Genomic DNA, 19,759 nt, shown 5'->3' with positions numbered 1-19,759 from the left:
GAGTATCTCAATGGATAACGGTGCAAGTAGCTACCGCCGTTTCCGCGAGGAGGGCGACAGGGAAGGGCTCGCCGAGATAATCAGATATTACAAGGACGGTCTTATATTATATCTGTTCAGTATCGTGGGAAATATCCATACAGCCGAGGACCTTGCCGAGGACACATTTGTGCTTCTCGGTACGAAAAAGCCCCGTGACAAGGGCGGCGGACAGTTCCGCACATGGCTGTATACCATAGGGAGGAACAAAGCTCTGGACTACCTCAGGCGCAGCAAACGTCACGCCGAGATATCCGTGGAGACTGCTCCCCAGCTAATGAGCGACGAGGAGAGCCTTGAGGAGGCATATATCCGCGAGGAGCGCAAAATTGCCGTTCATCACGCGATGCGGTCCCTCAGTCCCGAATACAGGCAGGTGCTGTGGCTCATATACTTCGAGGAGTTCAGCAATAAGGAAGCCGCGGCGGTAATGAAGAAAAGCGTCCATAACGTAGAAACTCTGGTTTATCGTGCGAGAAAGTCGCTTCGGAAACAGCTTGAAATGGAGGGCTTTGAGTATGAAAACATATGAAGAGATGAAAGATGAGGTTTTCCGCCGCGTTGATGATTTTGAGGCGGAGAAAAAGCGCAGAAGAAAGTTGTATATAAGAGCGGCTGCAGCTGTACTTCCGCTGTGTGCCGCAGGAGGGGCTGTGTTCGCACTTTGGTGCGGCGGAGCTCTCAGCAGGGATAACACACAGAGCGGTCTCTCATTAAATGCTATTGCCGAGGTGGACAGCTTTGACGTTACCTGCGCCGATGACGCTCCCACAGAGAAAATGACCATGGTGACTGCTGTGGCTGTATCAGGTGTGGACAAGCCAAAGGAAAAGACCGCCGAGAATGTCACGGGAGCTTCCGACAGTGAGGTGAAGCCCGATACAGAAAAAGAAGCGGACAAGGATAATAATGCTCCAGAGGAGCAGCCCACAGAAGCTCCCAAAGTCACTGCTGCGGAGTCTCCTAAAGCAACGACAAAAGCTACAACAGCAGCAAGGACGACCACAGCGAAGCGGACTACAGCTCCCGCAAGAACCACCACAAGGGCTGTTGAGACAACAGTTCAAGAACCTGCTACTACTCAGCGTGAAAGCAACAGTACAAATGTGTTCCCGATAATAAGGCTTTATAATTCAAATGGTTATGACAATTCTCAGTACACAGAGATGAAAGCCAATGAGGTCGTGACAATAAAAACAGATTATGATCCTCTTATGAGCAGTCTTTCGGGAATAGGCATATTACTTGAATTTGATTCCAACGATTATTTAATTTCATTATCGACCAACGAAGGTCATTTTTCAATTTGGGATATAGAAGCTGGAAGCGGAGTTATTACAAATGTTGGCAAAACACATTATGTAGGCAATAGCGGTTATATTTTCTGGACGCCTGATAACATGGATATAAAAGGCTCTGAAACAGAAATAATAATAAGCGGAGATGCGGGCGGAGAGAGAACAGAGCTTGGAAAAATTTATATCAGAAAGAAGGATGACCATACATTGTCAGCCGTGTTGAAGTGACATGTAATGACAACAAAAATGCACGAATTATCCCGAATGTATAATCGAAACAAGAATCAACCCTCTGCAAACCACCTGTATACGCGATTTTGTCCACAAATCTTTGTTGAACACGGTTCCAAAGATGGAATAATTATACAATTCGTTTAGTCAATTTTGTAGCAGAATACCGAATATGATTAACAAAATGTGACATTTCAAAAAAAGGTCTTTACAAATCGCCCATTTGAGAGTATTATAAGTACATAATTTATTTTTTATTTAGGGGGTCTTTTTTATGAGATTATTTGCAATGATGGGCGAGATTTACGACGACGTGGTGACCGGCAGAAACACCTACATGTACGACGACGATTATGATTGTCTGTACCTGCCTGTAAGCAAGGAGTACGTAACTCACACACTGGAGAAAGAATGCAACGACTGCGGAGTTCTGATCTTCACAATGGATCACGACTTCAACTACACTCTTGACAGCATTCTTATCGACAACGACGAGCAGCCGCGCGACCTGAGAGAGGAGATAGCCGAGTACGTTGATACCTACGAGATCAACGAGCAGTACTACGAGCTTAGCAGTGCTCTCTCCCACGTGTTTTGCAGAATTAATTGAATCAGAAGATGATTGAAACAGAAGGACCGCCTGCATATAAGGCGGTTCTTTTTGTTATTGTAAATATATCTAAAACGGGTGCGCACTTTTTGTACGTTTATACCTTTATTATTAAGCAATTGTAACTTTTGGAATTATGTATTGCATATATAGTATATGTGGTATATAATTAACATATAAGCTATATTATTATTTATTATATCTAAATAAGGAGTGTGGGTTTATGAAATTCAAGAAGATAATAGCAGGTATAATGTCAGGCATATGCTTAATATCGGGTTCGGTTTTTCCTGTTACAGTAAATGCAGCAGATTATAAACTTGGCGATTTAAATAATGATAGCAAAATCAATGCTGTTGATGCCTCGGAAACACTTTCGGAGTATGCCAGAACATCTACAAACAAAGAAAGTGAATTTACCGAGACGCAGAAACAGGCGGCTGATGTAAATAAAGATGGAAAGATAAATGCAGTAGATGCCTCGAATATTCTTTCTTATTATGCCTATACATCAACGAGCGGTACTATGGATTTTGAGGAATATCTTATAAATCCACCTATTTCAAAGGATAAAGTCCCAGGAAAAGTTCCTTTTAATATAAATGATGTTCCGCAATATAAAGATAAACCTTATGTTACTGTGAATAATAATAATCCATTTTTTGATGTCCACAATTATGCAGCTACTTCATTTGAATATTATAGTCCATTAGATAATCTGTCGCGATGCGGAATATGTATGGCTTGTGTTGGTCCTGATCTCATGCCTACAGAGGCAAGAGGGGAGATAGGTAGTGTTAAGCCGTCTGGCTGGCAAACTGTGAGATATGATGATATTATCGAGGATAAATATCTCTATAATCGTTGTCATCTCATAGCTTATCAATTGTCTGGGGAAAACGCTAATGTATGTAATCTTGTAACAGGTACACGATATCTTAACACAGAGGGAATGCTTCCTTTTGAGAATAAAACAGCAAATTATGTTCTTTCTACTCATAATCATGTAATTTATAGAGTTACTCCTGTTTTTGTAGAAAATGAGCTGGTTTGCCGTGGAGTATTAATGGAAGCATATTCTCTTGAAGATAAAGGCGACGGTATATGCTTTAATGTTTTTTGTTATAATGTTCAGCCAGGTATTGAGATAAATTATTCTAACGGCGAAAGCAAGGCGATTGGCACTGCCACAACAACTACAACAGCGACTACCACCACAACCAAAATAACAACTAAGCTTACAACAATAAAAGTGACGACTACAACTAAAGCAACAACTGCCAAGCCTATTGTTGTAACGACAACCTACATTCAATCAGGTTCAAAATATGTTGCAAATACAAATTCTCATGTTTTTCATTATGCTTCATGTTCATCGGTAAATAAAATGAAAGAAAGTAACAAATGGTATTTTAACGGTTCGCGAGATGAATTGATAAGGCAAGGATATACACCATGTCAGAAATGCAATCCTTAAAATGAACAAAAAAGAGCAGTCCAAGCGGACTGCTCTTTCGTTATATTCAGTAATAAATTACTTCATAGCCTCTTCAACAGCAACTGCGCAAGCAACTGTTGCACCAACCATCGGGTTGTTGCCCATGCCGATGAGTCCCATCATCTCAACGTGAGCAGGAACAGAAGATGAACCTGCGAACTGAGCGTCAGAGTGCATACGGCCGAGAGTATCTGTCATACCGTAGGAAGCAGGGCCTGCTGCCATGTTGTCTGGGTGGAGTGTACGTCCTGTACCGCCGCCTGAAGCAACTGAGAAGTACTTCTTGCCAGCGTCAACGCGCTCCTTCTTGTATGTACCTGCAACAGGGTGCTGGAAACGTGTTGGGTTAGTTGAGTTACCTGTGATAGAAACGTCAACGTTCTCCTTCCACATGATAGCAACGCCTTCTCTTACATCGTTAGCGCCGTAGCAGTTTACCTTAGCGCGGAGACCGTTTGAGTAAGCCTTGCGGAATACTTCCTTGACTTCGCCTGTAGCGTAGTCCATTTCTGTCTCGATGTATGTGAAGCCGTTGATACGAGCGATGATCTGAGCAGCGTCCTTGCCGAGACCGTTGAGGATAACGCGGAGGGGCTTCTGACGAACCTTGTTAGCCTTCTCAGCGATACCGATAGCACCCTCAGCAGCAGCGAATGACTCGTGGCCAGCCAGGAATGCGAAGCACTCTGTGTCCTCTTCGAGGAGCATCTTGCCGAGGTTACCGTGGCCGAGACCAACCTTACGCTGATCGGCAACTGAACCGGGGATACAGAAAGCCTGGAGGCCCTCGCCGATTGCAGCAGCAGCGTCAGCAGCTCTCTTGCAGCCCTTCTTTATAGCGATAGCGCAGCCTACAGTGTAAGCCCACTTAGCGTTTTCAAAACAAATAGGCTGGATACCCTCAACGAGCTTGTAGATGTCGAGTCCCTTAGCCTTGCATACTTCAGCACACTCCTCGATGGAGCTGATGCCGTATTCTTTAAGAACAGCGAGGATCTGTTTCTCGCGTCTCTCATATGATTCAAATAAAGCCATTTTACAAGTCCTCCTTAGTCTTTTCTCGGATCAACGATCTTAACAGCGTCAGCAACTCTGCCGTACTGACCCTGAGCCTTCTCAAAAGCAGTGTTAGCGTCATCGCCTGCCTTGATGAAGTCCATCATCTTACCGAAGTTGATGAACTTATAGCCGATGATCTCGTCGTCCTCATTAAGAGCGAGGCCTGTTATATAACCGTCTGTGAGTTCGAGGTAACGCGGACCCTTCTTGAGAGTACCGTATGTAGTACCGATCTGTGAACGGAGACCCTTACCGAGGTCCTCAAGACCTGCGCCGATAACGAGACCGCCCTCAGAGAAAGCAGACTGTGAACGACCGTAAACGATCTGGAGGAAGAGCTCTCTCATAGCTGTGTTTATAGCATCACAAACGAGGTCTGTGTTAAGAGCTTCAAGAATAGTTCTGCCGGGAAGGATCTCAGCAGCCATAGCAGCTGAATGAGTCATACCTGAGCAGCCGATAGTCTCAACGAGAGCCTCCTGGATAACTCCTTCCTTAACATTGAGTGTGAGCTTGCAGGTACCCTGCTGAGGTGCACACCAACCGATACCGTGTGTAAATCCGGAAATATCCTTGATCTCCTTAGCCTTTACCCACTTTGCCTCCTCAGGAATGGGAGCAGCGCCGTGAGCAACGCCCTGTGCGATTGGGCACATTGTTTCAACTTCGTGCGAATAAATCATTATAAATACTCCTTTCGGTTTTTAGGAAGCCCATTATTGACCGCATGATGCGGCAATACCTGTCCTTACGGGCGCTCTGCACAGATATTGTGCGAAGATATCATTGAGTGTGCAGAACATACCTATATAATAATACGACTTTTTCGCTGTAAAATCAAGTCCTTTTTACAAAAAACTTTGTCTGAGGGGCAGTTTTGTTTCAAAATTACCGAAAAGGCAGCTTTTTCCGTGTTAAAAAAATAACACTCCGACAAGCGCTTGCAATTTTTGTCGTTTTGGAGTATAATATAAATCATAATTTACGTTTGTAGGGGCGGATATTATCCGCCCGAAATGTAGGGGACGGCGTCTCGACGTCCCGTTTGGTAGGGACGTTTTCCGAAAAACATTAAGGGACGCCCTCTCTTGCAGGGCGTCCCTCTCCCGAAAACAATTCACTGGATTGTTTTCGGGATTCACCCTTGCGGAGCGCCTTCGTAAAGTTTCGCTGTTCTTTAAAAGCTGGGAACAGCGACCAGAGGCGCTGCCTCTGGACTCTGCCAAAGGAACACAGTCCCTTTGGAATCCCGTTCATATCCTCAGGAAGTTATTACGTTAAATTATGATTTAAACAAGGAAGGTATAAATATGGATCATGCTGATAAAGCCTGCGAGCTATTTGCAGGCGGACTTAACTGCGCTCAGTCGGTATTCGCTGCTTTTTCGGACGTTACCGGCATGGACAGGGAGCTTGCCCTGCGCCTTTCATCGTCCTTCGGCGGCGGAATGGGCAGACTTCGTGAGGTATGCGGTACCTGTTCGGCTATGTTCATGATAGCAGGCATACTCTACGGAACAGGTTATAGCTTCACTCACGAGGACAAGACCGAGCATTACAAGCGTATACAGGAGCTTGCTGCCCGTTTCAAAGAAAAACATGAAACTATAATATGCCGCGAGCTTCTCAAAGAGCTCAGCGTTACAAGCTCTCCCGAGCCCGAAAAGCGCACAGAGCAGTACTACAAGGTGCGCCCCTGCGTCAGATTCGTGCGCACCGCTGCGGAGATACTTGACAGCTATATCGCGGAAAATCCGCCTAAATACTTAAATGAATAAATAGACTTAGTTTGCTGCGATTACATTTATATATGTTGTTAACAATTTATATATTGATATTATTCTGATTTTGGTGTATAATAATTTGTATAACAACTTGAGGGGAAGTGATAATAAACATGGATTCCCGAAACGACACGTATTTTCTTAGAGAATTCGTTGCCAGCCATAAGCAGATCTTTGAAAATGAAAAAAGTCAGAAGATCATATATTCGTTCAGTAATATGTCTTGTATCTGCGCTCATATGGCATATCTGATAATGTTCTATATTCTTGGAGTACGTGAGCTTTTTCTGTTCAATATATTCAGTGTTGCCTTCTATGTGACACTTCAGATCATTATTGCACTCGGTAAAAGCGGACCAAAATTCCTTTATCTTGCGCTGATAGAAATTATAATCCATGCCGCAGTCGCGACACATTTTCTTGGGTGGCAGCCTGATTTTGCGATGTTCTTTATCCTGATAATCCCTGCCACGTTCCTGACGTATACCCAAAGGATATATATTCCGTTTATTATCTCCGGCGTCTCAATGGGACTGTTCCTTTATTATAAAATCACAATGGATTATAATGCGGAAGTGAAGTATATATTTGATGATAACAGCATTATAAAAGCAATCCAGATCATGAATGCTGTCATAGGTGTTTTTGTAATGCTTACAGGAGGAGTTTCCAATATCTTTATACGAGAGTATAAGGAATTCCAGATAGTGGAACAGAGAGAGACCTTCAGAGACCTTGCCTCAAAGGATCCACTTACTCATCTTTTCAACCGCCGTGCTATGAATGAGCATATACGCGCTATCAGAAGGGATTGTCCTCCGCGAAGCCAGTATGTGATCGGTATCGGTGATATCGACAACTTCAAGAGAATAAATGATACCTACGGACATGATGTAGGCGATAAGGTGCTTGTTTACGTATCAAATCAGTTCATCAACTTTATCCCCGAGGGCGGCTACGCTGCAAGATGGGGCGGTGAGGAGTTCCTCTTCGTAATACCCAATGCAAGCATTGAAAAGGGCGTCGCCTTTACCGATAAGATACATAAGATGCTCCGTTCCCATGTTTTTGAGATAGACGATGTTGAATTCGGAGTTACAATGACCTTCGGCGTCAGCAAGGGAATCCCCGTCGACAAGATAGACAACGTAATAACAACGGCTGACAAACGCCTTTACAAGGGCAAGAACAACGGCAAGAACCACACGGAATTCACAGATTAAAAGCTCCCGTAACGGGAGCTTTTGTCATATATATGGTCAGAAAAAATGCTTGAATGTGCCGTAAGCGAGCTTGCGAGCGTCGTCGTGGAGAGGGTGCACAGGCGCTGTGAAAGGCGAAAGGACTTCCTTGCGGAAGTCCTTTTTTGCAGCATTCTCTCTCATAATGCTGCTCTCAATTTAGAAAGAGAGGGATATAATAAAGGAGTAAGAGGGAATTATTCCTTTATTTCTGTAGGGAGCTTGTCGACCAGCTTCAGCAGATACTGCTGGATAGCAAGTGCGTCGTTGTTTGTAACACCGTCGCCCACGTTGCAGCAGTCTGCGTTTTTGAGACCCTTTTCGGTGATGTGGTGCGTGTCTGTACCGTTTACGCCGAATTTATTGGGGTTAGCCAGCTCCTGCATGATGATAACTACGTCAGCAAGGTCTACGCCGCCGTCACAGTTTGCGTCGCCGTATAAAATATCGCTGCCGTTAGCTGTAGTAGTTGCCGCAGCAGTAGTTGTTGTTGTGCTGTTACTGGCTGTAGTCGTTGTGGTTGCCTTTGATGTGGTAGTTGTCGATACTGCGGGAGCTTCGCCCTGTGCGTACTCATAAACTACCTGTATGCTGGAATACTTGACTTCTACCTTGTCATCTGCGGAGGATTCGCCCTTTTCTGAAGCGTCCCACCACTTCTGGAGCTCTATCTTGCCGTCGGCGATAGTAGCTTCAAGGTCTTCTGATACCTTGTCAGCGCCCTCGCCTGTGGTCTTTGTGAGTATGCCGTCGAACTTTACTGTAGCGGATACCTTATTGCCAAGAGGCATTGAGTAATCCTTGTATGTCCAGAAGTTCTCGCCGTCCTTGGAAACAGCGTTCATGCATACTGCGCAGCCTGCTGTAGCCCAGCTTGAACCTGCGCTTGATGTAACAGCGCCGTTGATAACTATCTTTGAGAGGTGCTTTGCGTCCTCGATAGGTACTACTACGAAGCCCTTGTCGTTGGTCATGCCCTCGATATCTGTGTATTCCTTTGTAACGAGATCAGTCTTTGTTTCCTCATATGTCTTGAGGTCGCTGAAAGCGTCAGCCTTGTCGGAAACAACTACCATAGCTGCTGAGAATGCAGGGAGGTCAACGCTTACGCTGTTGTCCTTGATATCCTTTACGATGTCAATGAGCTTTATCTTCTCGTCGTCGCCGTAGATAGCATAAACAGCTGCGGACTTGTAGTCCTTTTCAGCGTTTGTGAGGTCGATAGTTGCATTTTCCTTTTCTGTCATGTTCTTGTTTGTGACCATAACAGTTACCTTGGAGTCGTCCTTAGCGTTTACAGCTGCGTATGTGCTGGACTTGGAAACGTCCTCTGTCTTTGCAGGGATAAGGGTATCGCCGAAGCAGCCGCCCTTGCCGTCGTAGTTGGTGTAAAGGTTGATGCCTGCTACGATGAAAGGCTCGCCGCCCCAGAGCGTAGCGAAGTAAACGCCCTGATCGGCGTAGCAGCCAAGAGCCTCCACCTGAGCGATAGTGCCCGAGGTATCGTCGCCGCCGCCGAAGTTATACTCTGAGATACCAAGCTTAGTTCCGGGATAGTACTTGTCGATGGAAGCCTGTATAGTTGGGAGTATCGGTACGTTTTCCATGCACCACTGACCTATCCAGCTGTTCTCAGCGAAGCCCTTTTCGTAAAGGGTACGAACTGACTGAACTCTGTCCTCAGCGCCCTTACGTGCTGACTCTGAGTAGTAGTGGATATCCAGAACATCAAGGAGTCTTGTGCCTGCCTCCTCGGAAGCCTTGTGCATATCGTCAAGGTAGCTGTCAAGGTACCAGTGATAGTTGTTGGCAGCCTTTACAGTTTCCCATTCGGTGTGCTGATCGTCGTCATCGAGGTGGTCGAAAGCAGTGTATCCGTACAGTGCAGGACCGAATACCTCTGCGTTGGGGTCAAGCTTCTTGACGTTCTTAGCCATTTCTATGGACTTTTTGCTGAGCTCCTCGATAGTAACAGGCTCGGGGTGCATTCTGCTGTGGGTGTCGTTCCAGAGAACAGGCTCGTTGTCAAGGCTGTAGCCCTGAATACCTGTTGCGGACTTGGAATCGCCCAGCTTCTTGATGATGTAGTTTACGTACTCGTCCATGTAGACTACGCCGTCTGTGAGGTCTGGAGTATCTGCAAAGTCAGAGCCCTTTGTGAGGACTACCTTGTTCCAGCGGTCTGAGGGAGCTGTCTCCTCCTCACTTACGGGACCGTTTTTGTCAGCGGAAACATAGCCTGCAAGCTGGAGAGTTGTCAGCTTGTAGCCCACATTGTTCTTGGCTGCGTCCTTTGAGAGCTGCTGAACGCAGTCTGCGGGATCGTCGGACTCCGATAGGTTGGTGTCCGAGCTGTGCTTCCAGTCAGAGCCTGCGTTTGAAGCATTTGTCTCCCAGTTGTAGGCGGTCATACGGTTGCCTCCCTGACGTACAGAATTGGTCTTTACGTCCTTGAGAGAGGTCGTATACTGGTTCACGCCATAGATGAGAGGGGATATTTCCTTTCTTTCGCCTTTCAGGTCAACGGTTATCTTCATGTCATAGCCGTCAGCCGCATTAACGGCTGACTGAGGGATGCCGTTCATGGGCGCTGTGAGTGTGCAGCCTGTAACAACGCAGGCTGCAAGAAACGCTGCTGTTTTTTTCATATGTTTTCCTCCGTTTTTGTTCCGCCGCAGTGCAGGACGGCGGTATTATCACAGCTTTCGCTGTTTTTGCCTATAATTCGCCTTCGCTCCACCACGGTACCTGCGGGACTACCTCGTCCTGTTCGCCGTTCTCACGTCTGAAAGCTCCCTGAGACCACTCCTCCACATTGGGGTCCATATATTTCAGATAGTTGGTAATGGTCTTGGCAAGCACGAGGATCAGTGTAAGGGGTATCTGGTGTGTGTAGCCGTAGAGTATGACAGGACTGTCGTTGAGGTCGGCAGAAACACGCCATACCAGGCCGAAGCGGTCAAGCCTGTCGATGATGTGCTGGACCTTGTCGGCGGGTATCTCCAGCTTTTCCGATATCATTGCCACCGAGAACATCTTGTTTCTCACGCTTGCGCCGAGATAGCTGATAATGCTTATGGCGTCGCCGTCCGCAAGGGTATTGAAAAGCCTTATCATGTTGGTTGTGTCGCCAAAGTAGGAGTTCACGCCGTTTTCGGGAATTTCAAGGAAGCAGAAGTAACGCAGGTCCTCGCTGATACGCGACAGTGCTAACTCGCGGTCAGTCTTGAGACCTGCGTAGGTCTCATGCTCATAGCTCTCCCGAAGCCGTCCTACTGTATCGGTATTGGGATTGCAGGCACAAAGTGCAGAGTACATGATACGCATGAACTTCTCAGAGCGCTTTTCAGGCGGAGTTGCGCGGAGCTCGTCATCAACGAGCTGTTCGATGTCCCTGCGGCTGTCTGTTATCTTTACGCCGAACAGGGAGTCAAGAGAAGTATTGAGCTCCTTGGCAAGCTGTGGAAGGAGCTCGCCGTCGGGGTAGCTGGAGTTCTCCCATTTGGAAACTGCCTGAGGGGAAACGTTCATACGCGAAGCAAGCTGCTCCTGAGTGAGACCCAGTTCCTTACGGCGTTTTACGAGATTTATTCTGAAAATGCTTTTCTTGTCCATGGTACACCTCCCGCTCTCTGTGCTTTCTACAATCTATTGTATCACTACTCGCGGTTGAATACAAGCGAATAATAATAGACAGAATACAACCATTGGTTGAATTTGTAAGAAAAATCATTCAAATCAAGGTGAGCAGCAGTTATATTTCTTTTCTGATTCAAATATCAGTTCATTTTTACAGTAAAGTATAGCCATTGTTGAAAAAAAGACCCCGAAAACGACGAAGACTGAACGTAATACTCTATATAAAGCATCACAGTCGGTCGGACCGTTTTCGGGGTGTATCTTATTCCGAGCACATTCTTTCGAGTATCTCAGCGGCGTCGGTAACGCAGCCTCTGCATGAACGCAGGGGAGCGCCTGTGAGAGCTCCTTTGAGCTCACGGCATATCACCGAGCGGTTCAAATCAGTAAATTCCTTTTCAAAGGCTTCAAGCTTTTCGTCCGCACTGTCGGGGAAACGCTTGGAAAGCACATATTCCGCAGCGAGAACAGCTCCGCATTTTCCCATTTTTCCGCCTGCAAAGGGTGCAGCAGCGGCTTTTGCCTCCTGCTCGCTCATGCCTGCTGTTTCGGCAAAGGCGCAGAGCACGGAAGCGGAGCAGCTGTAGAATCGCTTGTGGTTTTCCACTGCCTTGCTGGCTTTTTCTGCCATGTTCAAACCTCCTCCAGCAGCAGGGTGCTGCCTTTTTTCAGTTGATTTTCTGTGAGGAAGCTGTCGGCGAGCCTTATGTGCTTATCGAGACCGTTTTCGTCCCGTATGAGTACAGTACACATGAGCTCCTCGCCCTCTGGAATGCCCTCGCAGCCGTAATCTTCCTCGTATATCTCGATTATTTCGTATCTCATGACAGCTCCTCCGTTCTCGGGACTTGATGAGAATATTATACCCTGATATGCGGGATTTGTCAAATACGGTCAGAACTCAACAGCTGCGGTGAATTTCTTGTCCTTGCAGTCCACCTTGACCCTGAAGCCGTTCTGTGCGGCAGCAGCCGAGGCTATGGCAAGTCCGAGACCACTGCTGCTCTTGTCGCTGCGGGCTTTATCGCCCTTGACGAATGGCATCAGCAGGTCCTTGGTGTCGATGTTTTCCGCAACATCGTTGACAACGGTGAACCGCTTCTTATTGGAAGTTATTTTAATGCTTCCGCCGTCGCGGGTGTACTTCACGGCGTTGGAGATAAGATTCTCAACGGCTGCCGCTAAGGTATACTCGTCGGCAGTTACTTCGCATTTGCCCTCAATTTTCAGGTCTATACTTCTCTCCTCGAGGGCGGTGCTGTATTTCTCCGCGGACTTCTCCGCAAGAGCCTTTATATCGACTTTCGTTTTGTTCAGTTTCTTTATCTGTTCGGTCTCGCTGAGCTGCAGTGTTTTGGCGATGATGTCGTCGGTGTAGGAAACGTTGTTCATAATGGAGCTCAGGTATTTCAGCTCTTTCCCGTCAGCACTGTTCCGCCGCATCTCCATGAGGTTCTCGGCATAGCCGCCGATGACCGCAAGGGGAGTTTTCAGGTCGTGGGCGAGGTTGTTGGTGAGAGCTCTCTGGTAGTCCTCAAAGGCGTACTGAGCCTTGTTCTTCACGTTTTTGCGCCAGCATATGAGGAAGGCGATTAAGGTCAGCAGCAGGAAGAAAAGTGCTACGAAAATGCAGTACATCTTCTTTGCAAACTCTGTCCACACATTGACCTTGTAATCCGAGAAAAGAGTATATCTTTCGCCGTTTATCAAAACGCTGCTGTGGGTCATGGATTCGTTCATGACAAGGTCGTAATCGCTTTCGTAAGTGTGACCTGACATTCCCTTGATGAAATGACTGCTTATGGCTTCGTCTACCTTTTCCTTTTCAATACCCCAGATGTTTTCAAAGGTACACCTCGGATAAGTAAACTCGTCCGAGGAGCTGGACTTGTCTGCTGAGAATTCCATGAGTTCATAGCCCTCAAGATAAGCGCTGTCAACATCTATTACTACTTCCTCTGTTCCTGTTTCTTCTGCTTCATCATCATACTCATTATATTTGTCTTTATAGTAGAGGTTTTTGACCTGAATAACATGAGGTATCATCTTATGCTCTTGCAGATCAACGTAAGCGCTGGTTATATCATAGGAATATGCGATGTGATCAGAGTATCTTGAATCCAGATGATTTTTGATAAGCTGCTGAAATGCGGGGATATCTGTTTCCTCGGGATCGCAGTATAGCCATTTGTTATGCTCGTGATTCTCGTCAAATTTTATGATGCAGAACATCTTTGCGGCATTTGAGATGAGCACGTTTCCGTCCTTGTCTATGATAGCAGTAACGGCTTTTCCGTTTTTATCATATGAAGTTACTCCTGTTTCAGGCAAAGGGAATCTGTAGCCGAAAAATTCACTGATATTCAGTGTGTTATAATATGTTCCCAGACACATTTTCATTCTTAATGAATTGATAGTGCCGCCCATTTTATCATTTTTATCCTCGGTCGCAACTGCTGCTTCCATTATGGTACTGTTTAATTGATCCTGCTGGCTCTGCGCCTGCTCGCAGGCTATCCTTTCCGTTGCGTAAAAAAGCACGAATGAGAATATCAGCGTGAATACCACAGGGAATATCATTGCCTTTGCAAACATCTTCCGGAATGTGGTGCGCTTGGGTCTGCGCTTGAAGAGCTTGTTTTTCATTTTGCTCACTCCTTTGTCAGCTTATACCCCCGTCCCACAAGAGTCTTTATCTGTGGACCTGCGCTGCCGAGGGCTTTTCTCAGTTTCTTTATGTGATTATCCACTACGCGGTCGCTGCCGAAGTAGTCATAGCCCCACACCTTGTCAAGGAGAGTGTCGCGGGTGACTACCCAGTTCTCATGCTCTAAAAGATAGCGCAGGATAGCGAACTCCTTTGGCGGGAGCTCTATTTCCGCACCGTCTGCAAAGCAGCGGAGAGTTCGGGTATCAAGGCTTATGCCGCCGCAGGTGATAACAGTATTTTCAGCGGTGCCCGATGCGCGTCGCACAAGGGCTTCACACTTGCTGTAGAGCACCGAGAGCAGAAAGGGCTTTACGATATAGTCGTCGCAGCCCAGATCGTAGCCGCTGAGGATATCCTCCTCGCGACCGCGGGCGGTGATGAATATAACGGGGATATCGCTTCTCATGCGCAGCTGTCTGCACAGGGTGAAGCCGTCGGTCTCGGGCAGCATTATATCCAGCAGCACCAGATCGTAGCCCTCAAGACCGTTCCTTATAAGGTCGAAGGCTTCGCCGCCGCTGTTGACTGCATTGACCGATGTTCCTTTAGTTTCAAAGTAGTTGCATATGACCTCACAGATGTCGAGGTCGTCCTCTACGAGAAGAATCTTATCCATAGCACGTGCTCCCTTTGTGTTCTGAGCTCATTATAGCTCGGTGATGTATCCTTTGTGTGTCCTTGAAAGGTTTTTTGTGTAACTTTTGGTCATACAAATTCAAAAGTCTCATATCAAATATTGTGATTCAATTATAACCCCTTGACTGCAAGATGTCAATTTTTGAACAGCTTTTGAATAAAAAAATAACATTTTTTGAATAAAACCGCAATTTTTGATATGGCTTAATCTTTTATTAACAATTTTTAGCTTGTCTTTTTTATGAATTTATTATATAATTTAGTCATAAATCCCCGATCGGCTCATGCTTTTCAGTTGATTACAGAAAAAAGGGGGAAATATAAATGATTTTTAAAAGCTCTAAGCAGTTCATAACGGGAACGATAGCAGCAGCCCTGTGCGTTACGGCTGTGTCGCTGAACTTCTCGCCCAATCTCAGTTCTTATGCTACTTCCGACCAAGATGAACAATACTATATTGACGGCTACCACTATGAGTTTTATAACATGAGCCAAATCGGAGAATGCTCCTTTGAACCCGACTACGAGGGCGGTTACAGCGCAAGCTGGAACGGCATCGAGAAATGTAATTTCTACAAGGGTCTCACATTCGAGGAGGTACCGAAATCCCCTGAAAGTGTCGTAATAAACTACGACATGGATTTCGAGCCTGAAATTGACGAGAAATCGCCCGAGGGCGGTTCCCGTGTGGAGGCGTATGGCTGCCTCACCCCACAGAGTATGCTGTATAACATCGAATACTCTATCGTGGATTATCAGTGCAATTTCAACGGCAAAAACTTTGCCGAAGCTTCGGAGATGCAGAGTATCGGAAGCTATGAGGTTAATGGTCTCGTTTATGACCTCTATTGCAAGAAAGCTCCGAAAAACATGTTTTCTCCCGATGCGGGCACAGTAAAGTATCTGAGCGTGCGCCGCTACAACGGCATCGGAAGCGGTGCCTGCGTAACGCTGAGAAGCTCTATCGATGTTACGAAGCATATCGAGGAATGGAACAAGCTGGGTATGGAGGAAAGTGCCGTATGCAGCGTTGTGCTCGATGTTAATGCGTGGAAATCCTGCGGCAAGGCGACGCTTAACAGCTGCGAGATAAATATTGTGGAAAAGGAAAGGGAAGCTTTCCCCGAGGACGGTTATTTTTATAATGCGGACCAGAAGAATCCTGTGGCGGATTATGAGATGACCTCCCTCGGCGGAGGCGGTTTCTCAGCAAGCTGGGAACCACTTTCAAATACAACATTCAAAAAGGGAAAGAACTTTAATGAGGATCCTGTGGACTTTACCGAGGAGGACTGCATTATTGCCGATTACGACCTGAGTTGTTCTTCTTCGGGCGGCAACGCCTGCGATGTTGCAATTCACGGCTGGATCGATGATTATGCAGGCGACATGTGGAAGGACGAGTTCAATATTGTTCTTGCAAGAAAGAACAATGATTTCCCTGTGAATTACAAAAAGATCATTGACATGCAGAACGTGGTAGAGCTTGGCACTGTCAATGACAACGGAAGAATATTCAAGCTTTACCGTTCTATACCGCTCCATTTCCAGGGCTACGGAAATGCCAACGAGCAGCCGCCCTATGCAAGATATACCTACTGGAGCGTTGTCGAGAACTACGATATGGGCACTGCCGAAAATGCAAAGCTCACAGGCAGCGTAGACATCAGGAAGCACCTCGATGCTTATATGGAAGCTGCTGCAAAGGTGGAGAAGGTGGACTACCTTTATGAGGTATCCCTTAACGTTTCCACTATGAATCTGGGTACTGATTCGCTGAGCGGAAGTGCTAAGGTCAACAAGTTCGACCTATATGTGGGCAGTGACATGGGCAGAAACAATAAGGTCTCCTTCTACAGCTGGAGCGATGCTGAGAGCGGAGCTTACAATATGACTCCCAACGGCTCGGGCGGATTCACCTCTGAGTGGAACGAGAGCGACGATTACAAGTCCTTTGTCAAGAAGCTGGAGACCACCTCAAATATCAGCATGGAAAAGTTCTCGGTGGACTATGACGCCGATCTTGAGATCGAAGCCGATAATGATACCGAGTGGGCTCTGTGCGCAAGCTGCAAATCAGGACAGTCCAATCTGGAATATTATGTATTTGAGGCTTACGGTGAGAATTGTGTGGTAAATGACAATACACTGCCCTATACGTTCCTGAAAGACCATGCTGTACTGAAAAGGAATACCGCTATCATCAACGGCGCAAAGTATGATCTATTCTATCTGCGCTACAAGGTTGGAAACGGCGGCATCGGCGGCTATGATATTTACCGCTGTGTAAGCATCAAGTGTGACGCTGCTGTCAAGAAGGGCGAAGCTATCCATGTGAGCGGAAGCGTTAACTGGGCTAAGCATATCATGGCTTGGGACAGCGTAGGCTTCCCGACGACCGCTATCGACCGCTGCGAGGTATTCTTTGAGACAAACAGCCCCAAGGGCTCATTCAGCCTCAATACATGCACATTCAATATCAATGCAAAGGAAGCTCCCCACCAGCTTTACAGCGGTGTGTCAGGCGACCTGAACATGGACGGCGCAGTAGATGCTTTTGATATCATCGCATGCAGAAAAGCTATCATCAGCGAGGACTACAGCGGATATGACGTCAAGGCAGGCGACCTGAACGGAAACGACAGGCTCGATGTGGGCGACCTCATTCTGCTGAAGAAATTCGTCCTCGGTATTGGAAACGAATGATACTTCTACCTCTTTAATAAACAGAAAGTCTCCTTGTAATGAGGGGGCTTTCTTGATTTTTGCAGCAAGACGAGTCCTTGACAAAGGGCTCGTTTTATATATAAAAAGCGCAACAAATGATGTTTTTGGTATATTTTTGCCGTTTTTGTCCAAAAAAATATAAAAAATCAGCATTTTTGCATTGAAATTTCCTGCGCAATGTGGTATAATAATATAAATTTGTAATAAGTGTTTGTGAAAAATGTAAATTGATGAACACAAAGGGGGTGCACCATGAAAGAGCTGCTTGAAACTCTGTGTGATAAGTTTCTGCTCAATCTGGGGCTGTTTACCGATTTCTGCCCTCTGGAGAGGGATATCCTTTATCCTGTATGTGCAAATGTTATGTGCACTGCGGACACGGAGTTCGACCTTGAAAAATACAGGAACAGCATGGCTCTTATAAAGGAAAACAGCAAGATGCTGTCAAGCTTCCGCAGTACCATAAGACCGCTGATAGCGTCGTGGCTCTCTGTAAGCGGCGACCCGCGGGGCGGCATGGAGAGATGTCTTGAATGCTACGATATCCTCAGGAAGTACTTTACCAATTCCGAGCACCTTGCTCTTATGGCGGTAATGCTCCAGAGGATAACGGACAAGAGCAATGCGGAGGACTACATAAAGCGCGGCAGGCAGATCTACGACCGCATGAAAAAGGAGCACCGTATCCTCACCACCAAGGAAGACGTGGCTTTTGCCATAATGCTGGCTTTTTCGGAGAAGTCCGACGACGAGCTCATCGAGGATATGGAGGAGAGCTACAAGCTTCTGAAACACAGCGCCGATAAGAACAGTATACAGACTGTGTCACATGTGCTGGCTATGGCGGGCGGAAAGCCTGAGGAAAAGTGCGCCAAGTTCATGGAGCTTTATGACAGTATGATCAAAAAGGGACGCAAATACGGCAAGCATTATGAGCTTGCAATGCTGGCAGCACTGGCTATGACAAAGTTTGACAGTGGGGAGATACTCAGCGATATAAGCGACGTTGAGAATTTCCTTTCCGAGCATAATACCATTGCCGATTTATCCGAGTTCGGCAGGAGCGAGCCCGTTAGCCATGCGTTCATGCTGCTGACCACAGCCTATGCCAGCGATGAGAACGTGGGCGACCGAAATGAAAGACGAGCGCTCCTTGCAGCAAGACAGGCTGCACTGTACTCGGTAATGGTATACAGCATGATGACCGTTGCCCCTGTTGTGCCCGAATAGCGATAAACTTAAAGCAGGAAACGATATAACTTAAAACCAAGAGGAGGACCACGATGAAAGCCGATAAATATATCATAGCAGAAAACAAGAAAACAGACATCAGAAAGCTTCCTACCAACAGCAAGGAAGACAACGTTGAAAAAGAAGATATAATTGCTAAATACGAGGCTAACAAGCAGGAGCTCATTGCCCTGCAGGATAAGTTCTACGCTGACGGCAGAGAGGGACTTATCGTTGTTATACAGGCTCTTGACGCCTCCGGTAAGGACTCGGCTATAAAATACGTTTTCAGCGGAATGAATCCCATGGGCGTAAAGGTGCATTATTACAAAGCTCCTACCGCAGACGAGCTTGCTCATGACTATCTCTGGCGTATCCACAATAATATACCTCGCAGGGGAGAGATAGCGGTTTTCAACCGCAGCCACTATGAGGACCTCGTTACCGTGCAGGCTGAGGAGATATGGAAGAATTACCATATGTCCGACCGTGTTCTTGACGATACAAAGAAGAAATTCTTCGGAAAGCGCTATGAGCAGGTGAACAACTTCGAGGAGTACCTCTATGAGAACAGCTACCGCATGGTCAAGATATTCCTTCATGTTTCAAAGGAAGAGCAGACAGGTCAGCTTCTTGAGCGTATCGAGCTTCCCGAAAAAAACTGGAAATTCCGTGCAAACGACCTTAAAGTCCGCGACAAGTATGACGCATACCTCAAATGCTTCAATGATGTTATCAATGAGACCTCAACCAAGCACAGTCCGTGGTATGTTCTGCCGGGAGACCAGAGGTGGTACACCAGATATCTCATTACCGAGATACTTCTCAGTGAGCTGAAAGCCTGCAAGCCCGAATATCCTGCACTTCCGCCCGAGGAAGCCGAAAAGCTCCCTCAGTGCAGACAGATACTTGCGGACGCTATGGCTGAGTATGAAAGCGCAAAGGATGAAAAGAAGCCGGACGAGCCGAAGAAAAAGTCCAAAAAGAAGTCGAAAAAGTAAAAGATCAGCCCCTGTTTTCGCAACGACAGGGGCTTCTCTATATAAAATAGCAATAT

Annotated in this window: 18 protein-coding genes; 9 read left to right on the top strand and 9 right to left on the bottom strand. The window is 46.5% G+C overall.

Features of this window, described 5'->3' with window-relative positions; genetic code table 11:
- The first annotated feature begins 10 nt into the window (after window positions 1-10).
- The 4 genes from N774_RS0107020 (at window position 11) to N774_RS17105 (ending at window position 3,655) form a co-directional block, all read left to right on the top strand.
- Window positions 11-571: an RNA polymerase sigma factor gene (locus N774_RS0107020; protein WP_024860560.1), complete on the top strand. Its 561-nt coding sequence runs from the start codon at window positions 11-13 to the stop codon at window positions 569-571.
- A complete protein-coding gene (locus N774_RS0107015; protein ID WP_024860559.1) occupies window positions 558-1,565 on the top strand; it encodes a hypothetical protein in 1,008 nt (335 codons plus the stop codon). Before N774_RS0107020 ends, N774_RS0107015 begins: the two co-directional genes overlap by 14 nt.
- A 277-nt stretch (window positions 1,566-1,842) precedes the next feature.
- Window positions 1,843-2,178 (top strand): hypothetical protein, encoded by a 336-nt coding sequence (locus N774_RS0107010; protein WP_024860558.1) that lies wholly within the window; start codon window positions 1,843-1,845, stop codon window positions 2,176-2,178.
- Window positions 2,179-2,401: 223 nt separating this feature from the next.
- Window positions 2,402-3,655, top strand: a complete 1,254-nt coding sequence (locus tag N774_RS17105; RefSeq protein WP_024860557.1) for a DNA/RNA non-specific endonuclease — start codon at window positions 2,402-2,404, stop codon at window positions 3,653-3,655.
- A gap of 57 nt (window positions 3,656-3,712) precedes the next feature.
- Here the strand turns inward: N774_RS17105 and N774_RS0107000 are convergent, their stop codons facing one another.
- Both N774_RS0107000 and N774_RS0106995 read right to left on the bottom strand, forming a co-directional pair.
- Complete coding sequence (locus N774_RS0107000) at window positions 3,713-4,711, bottom strand: GGGtGRT protein (RefSeq protein WP_024860556.1); 999 nt, start codon at window positions 4,709-4,711, stop codon at window positions 3,713-3,715.
- A 14-nt stretch (window positions 4,712-4,725) separates the two neighbouring features.
- Window positions 4,726-5,418: an iron-sulfur cluster assembly scaffold protein gene (locus tag N774_RS0106995; protein WP_009985666.1), complete on the bottom strand. Its 693-nt coding sequence runs from the start codon at window positions 5,416-5,418 to the stop codon at window positions 4,726-4,728.
- Between the two features lie 627 nt (window positions 5,419-6,045).
- On the opposite strand from N774_RS0106995, the gene N774_RS0106990 reads away from it, so the two are divergent.
- Entirely contained in the window at window positions 6,046-6,513 is a 468-nt protein-coding gene (locus N774_RS0106990; RefSeq protein ID WP_037280167.1) for a C-GCAxxG-C-C family protein, read from the top strand.
- A 245-nt stretch (window positions 6,514-6,758) separates the two neighbouring features.
- A complete protein-coding gene (locus N774_RS0106985) occupies window positions 6,759-7,742 on the top strand; it encodes a GGDEF domain-containing protein (protein WP_207640550.1) in 984 nt (327 codons plus the stop codon).
- Window positions 7,743-7,778: 36 nt separating this feature from the next.
- Here N774_RS0106985 and N774_RS19950 read toward each other — a convergent pair whose 3' ends face one another.
- From N774_RS19950 to N774_RS0106950, 7 genes are all read right to left on the bottom strand, one after another.
- Window positions 7,779-7,904 carry a hypothetical protein gene (locus N774_RS19950; RefSeq protein ID WP_278245154.1) on the bottom strand — a complete coding sequence of 42 codons (126 nt, stop codon included), beginning with the start codon at window positions 7,902-7,904 and terminating at the stop codon, window positions 7,779-7,781.
- A 53-nt stretch (window positions 7,905-7,957) separates the two neighbouring features.
- Window positions 7,958-10,408, bottom strand: coding sequence for a glycoside hydrolase family 44 protein (locus N774_RS0106975; protein ID WP_024860553.1), 2,451 nt, complete (start codon window positions 10,406-10,408; stop codon window positions 7,958-7,960).
- A gap of 70 nt (window positions 10,409-10,478) precedes the next feature.
- Window positions 10,479-11,375, bottom strand: coding sequence for a helix-turn-helix domain-containing protein (locus tag N774_RS0106970; protein WP_024860552.1), 897 nt, complete (start codon window positions 11,373-11,375; stop codon window positions 10,479-10,481).
- 286 nt (window positions 11,376-11,661) lie between these two features.
- Window positions 11,662-12,030 (bottom strand): C-GCAxxG-C-C family protein, encoded by a 369-nt coding sequence (locus N774_RS0106965; protein WP_024860551.1) that lies wholly within the window; start codon window positions 12,028-12,030, stop codon window positions 11,662-11,664.
- A 2-nt stretch (window positions 12,031-12,032) separates the two neighbouring features.
- Entirely contained in the window at window positions 12,033-12,224 is a 192-nt protein-coding gene (locus tag N774_RS0106960) for a hypothetical protein (RefSeq protein WP_024860550.1), read from the bottom strand.
- A gap of 69 nt (window positions 12,225-12,293) precedes the next feature.
- On the bottom strand, window positions 12,294-14,045 hold the full coding sequence (locus N774_RS0106955; RefSeq protein WP_024860549.1) for a sensor histidine kinase: 1,752 nt from the start codon (window positions 14,043-14,045) through the stop codon (window positions 12,294-12,296).
- Between the two features lie 5 nt (window positions 14,046-14,050).
- The gene (locus tag N774_RS0106950; RefSeq protein ID WP_024860548.1) at window positions 14,051-14,725 is read right to left on the bottom strand and encodes a response regulator transcription factor; all 675 of its coding nucleotides are present in this window, start codon (window positions 14,723-14,725) and stop codon (window positions 14,051-14,053) included.
- A 344-nt stretch (window positions 14,726-15,069) separates the two neighbouring features.
- Here N774_RS0106950 and N774_RS0106945 point away from each other — a divergent pair, with 344 nt between their 5' ends.
- From N774_RS0106945 to N774_RS0106935, 3 genes are all read left to right on the top strand, one after another.
- Window positions 15,070-17,451 (top strand): dockerin type I repeat-containing protein, encoded by a 2,382-nt coding sequence (locus N774_RS0106945; RefSeq protein ID WP_024860547.1) that lies wholly within the window; start codon window positions 15,070-15,072, stop codon window positions 17,449-17,451.
- Window positions 17,452-17,724: 273 nt separating this feature from the next.
- Window positions 17,725-18,702: a DUF4003 family protein gene (locus N774_RS18160; protein WP_024860546.1), complete on the top strand. Its 978-nt coding sequence runs from the start codon at window positions 17,725-17,727 to the stop codon at window positions 18,700-18,702.
- A 53-nt stretch (window positions 18,703-18,755) separates the two neighbouring features.
- Window positions 18,756-19,703, top strand: a complete 948-nt coding sequence (locus N774_RS0106935; protein WP_024860545.1) for a PPK2 family polyphosphate kinase — start codon at window positions 18,756-18,758, stop codon at window positions 19,701-19,703.
- Window positions 19,704-19,759 lie beyond the last annotated feature (56 nt).

The sequence above is a fragment of the Ruminococcus flavefaciens AE3010 genome, from assembly GCF_000526795.1.
In the GTDB taxonomy this organism is placed as follows: domain Bacteria; phylum Bacillota; class Clostridia; order Oscillospirales; family Ruminococcaceae; genus Ruminococcus; species Ruminococcus flavefaciens_D.
This window is presented reverse-complemented; position numbering and strand designations above follow the sequence as displayed.

Coding starts and splice junctions, on each gene's coding strand:
- N774_RS0107000 (WP_024860556.1), bottom strand. CDS start 4,711: ATGGCTTTATTTGAATCATATGAGAGACGCGAGAAACAGATCCTCGCT.
- N774_RS0107020 (WP_024860560.1), top strand. CDS start 11: ATGGATAACGGTGCAAGTAGCTACCGCCGTTTCCGCGAGGAGGGCGAC.
- N774_RS0106945 (WP_024860547.1), top strand. CDS start 15,070: ATGATTTTTAAAAGCTCTAAGCAGTTCATAACGGGAACGATAGCAGCA.
- N774_RS0106990 (WP_037280167.1), top strand. CDS start 6,046: ATGGATCATGCTGATAAAGCCTGCGAGCTATTTGCAGGCGGACTTAAC.
- N774_RS0106955 (WP_024860549.1), bottom strand. CDS start 14,045: ATGAAAAACAAGCTCTTCAAGCGCAGACCCAAGCGCACCACATTCCGG.
- N774_RS0106970 (WP_024860552.1), bottom strand. CDS start 11,375: ATGGACAAGAAAAGCATTTTCAGAATAAATCTCGTAAAACGCCGTAAG.
- N774_RS0106935 (WP_024860545.1), top strand. CDS start 18,756: ATGAAAGCCGATAAATATATCATAGCAGAAAACAAGAAAACAGACATC.
- N774_RS0106950 (WP_024860548.1), bottom strand. CDS start 14,725: ATGGATAAGATTCTTCTCGTAGAGGACGACCTCGACATCTGTGAGGTC.
- N774_RS0107015 (WP_024860559.1), top strand. CDS start 558: ATGAAAACATATGAAGAGATGAAAGATGAGGTTTTCCGCCGCGTTGAT.
- N774_RS18160 (WP_024860546.1), top strand. CDS start 17,725: ATGAAAGAGCTGCTTGAAACTCTGTGTGATAAGTTTCTGCTCAATCTG.
- N774_RS0106985 (WP_207640550.1), top strand. CDS start 6,759: ATGGCATATCTGATAATGTTCTATATTCTTGGAGTACGTGAGCTTTTT.
- N774_RS0106965 (WP_024860551.1), bottom strand. CDS start 12,030: ATGGCAGAAAAAGCCAGCAAGGCAGTGGAAAACCACAAGCGATTCTAC.
- N774_RS0106975 (WP_024860553.1), bottom strand. CDS start 10,408: ATGAAAAAAACAGCAGCGTTTCTTGCAGCCTGCGTTGTTACAGGCTGC.
- N774_RS0106995 (WP_009985666.1), bottom strand. CDS start 5,418: ATGATTTATTCGCACGAAGTTGAAACAATGTGCCCAATCGCACAGGGC.
- N774_RS0106960 (WP_024860550.1), bottom strand. CDS start 12,224: ATGAGATACGAAATAATCGAGATATACGAGGAAGATTACGGCTGCGAG.
- N774_RS19950 (WP_278245154.1), bottom strand. CDS start 7,904: ATGAGAGAGAATGCTGCAAAAAAGGACTTCCGCAAGGAAGTCCTTTCG.
- N774_RS0107010 (WP_024860558.1), top strand. CDS start 1,843: ATGAGATTATTTGCAATGATGGGCGAGATTTACGACGACGTGGTGACC.
- N774_RS17105 (WP_024860557.1), top strand. CDS start 2,402: ATGAAATTCAAGAAGATAATAGCAGGTATAATGTCAGGCATATGCTTA.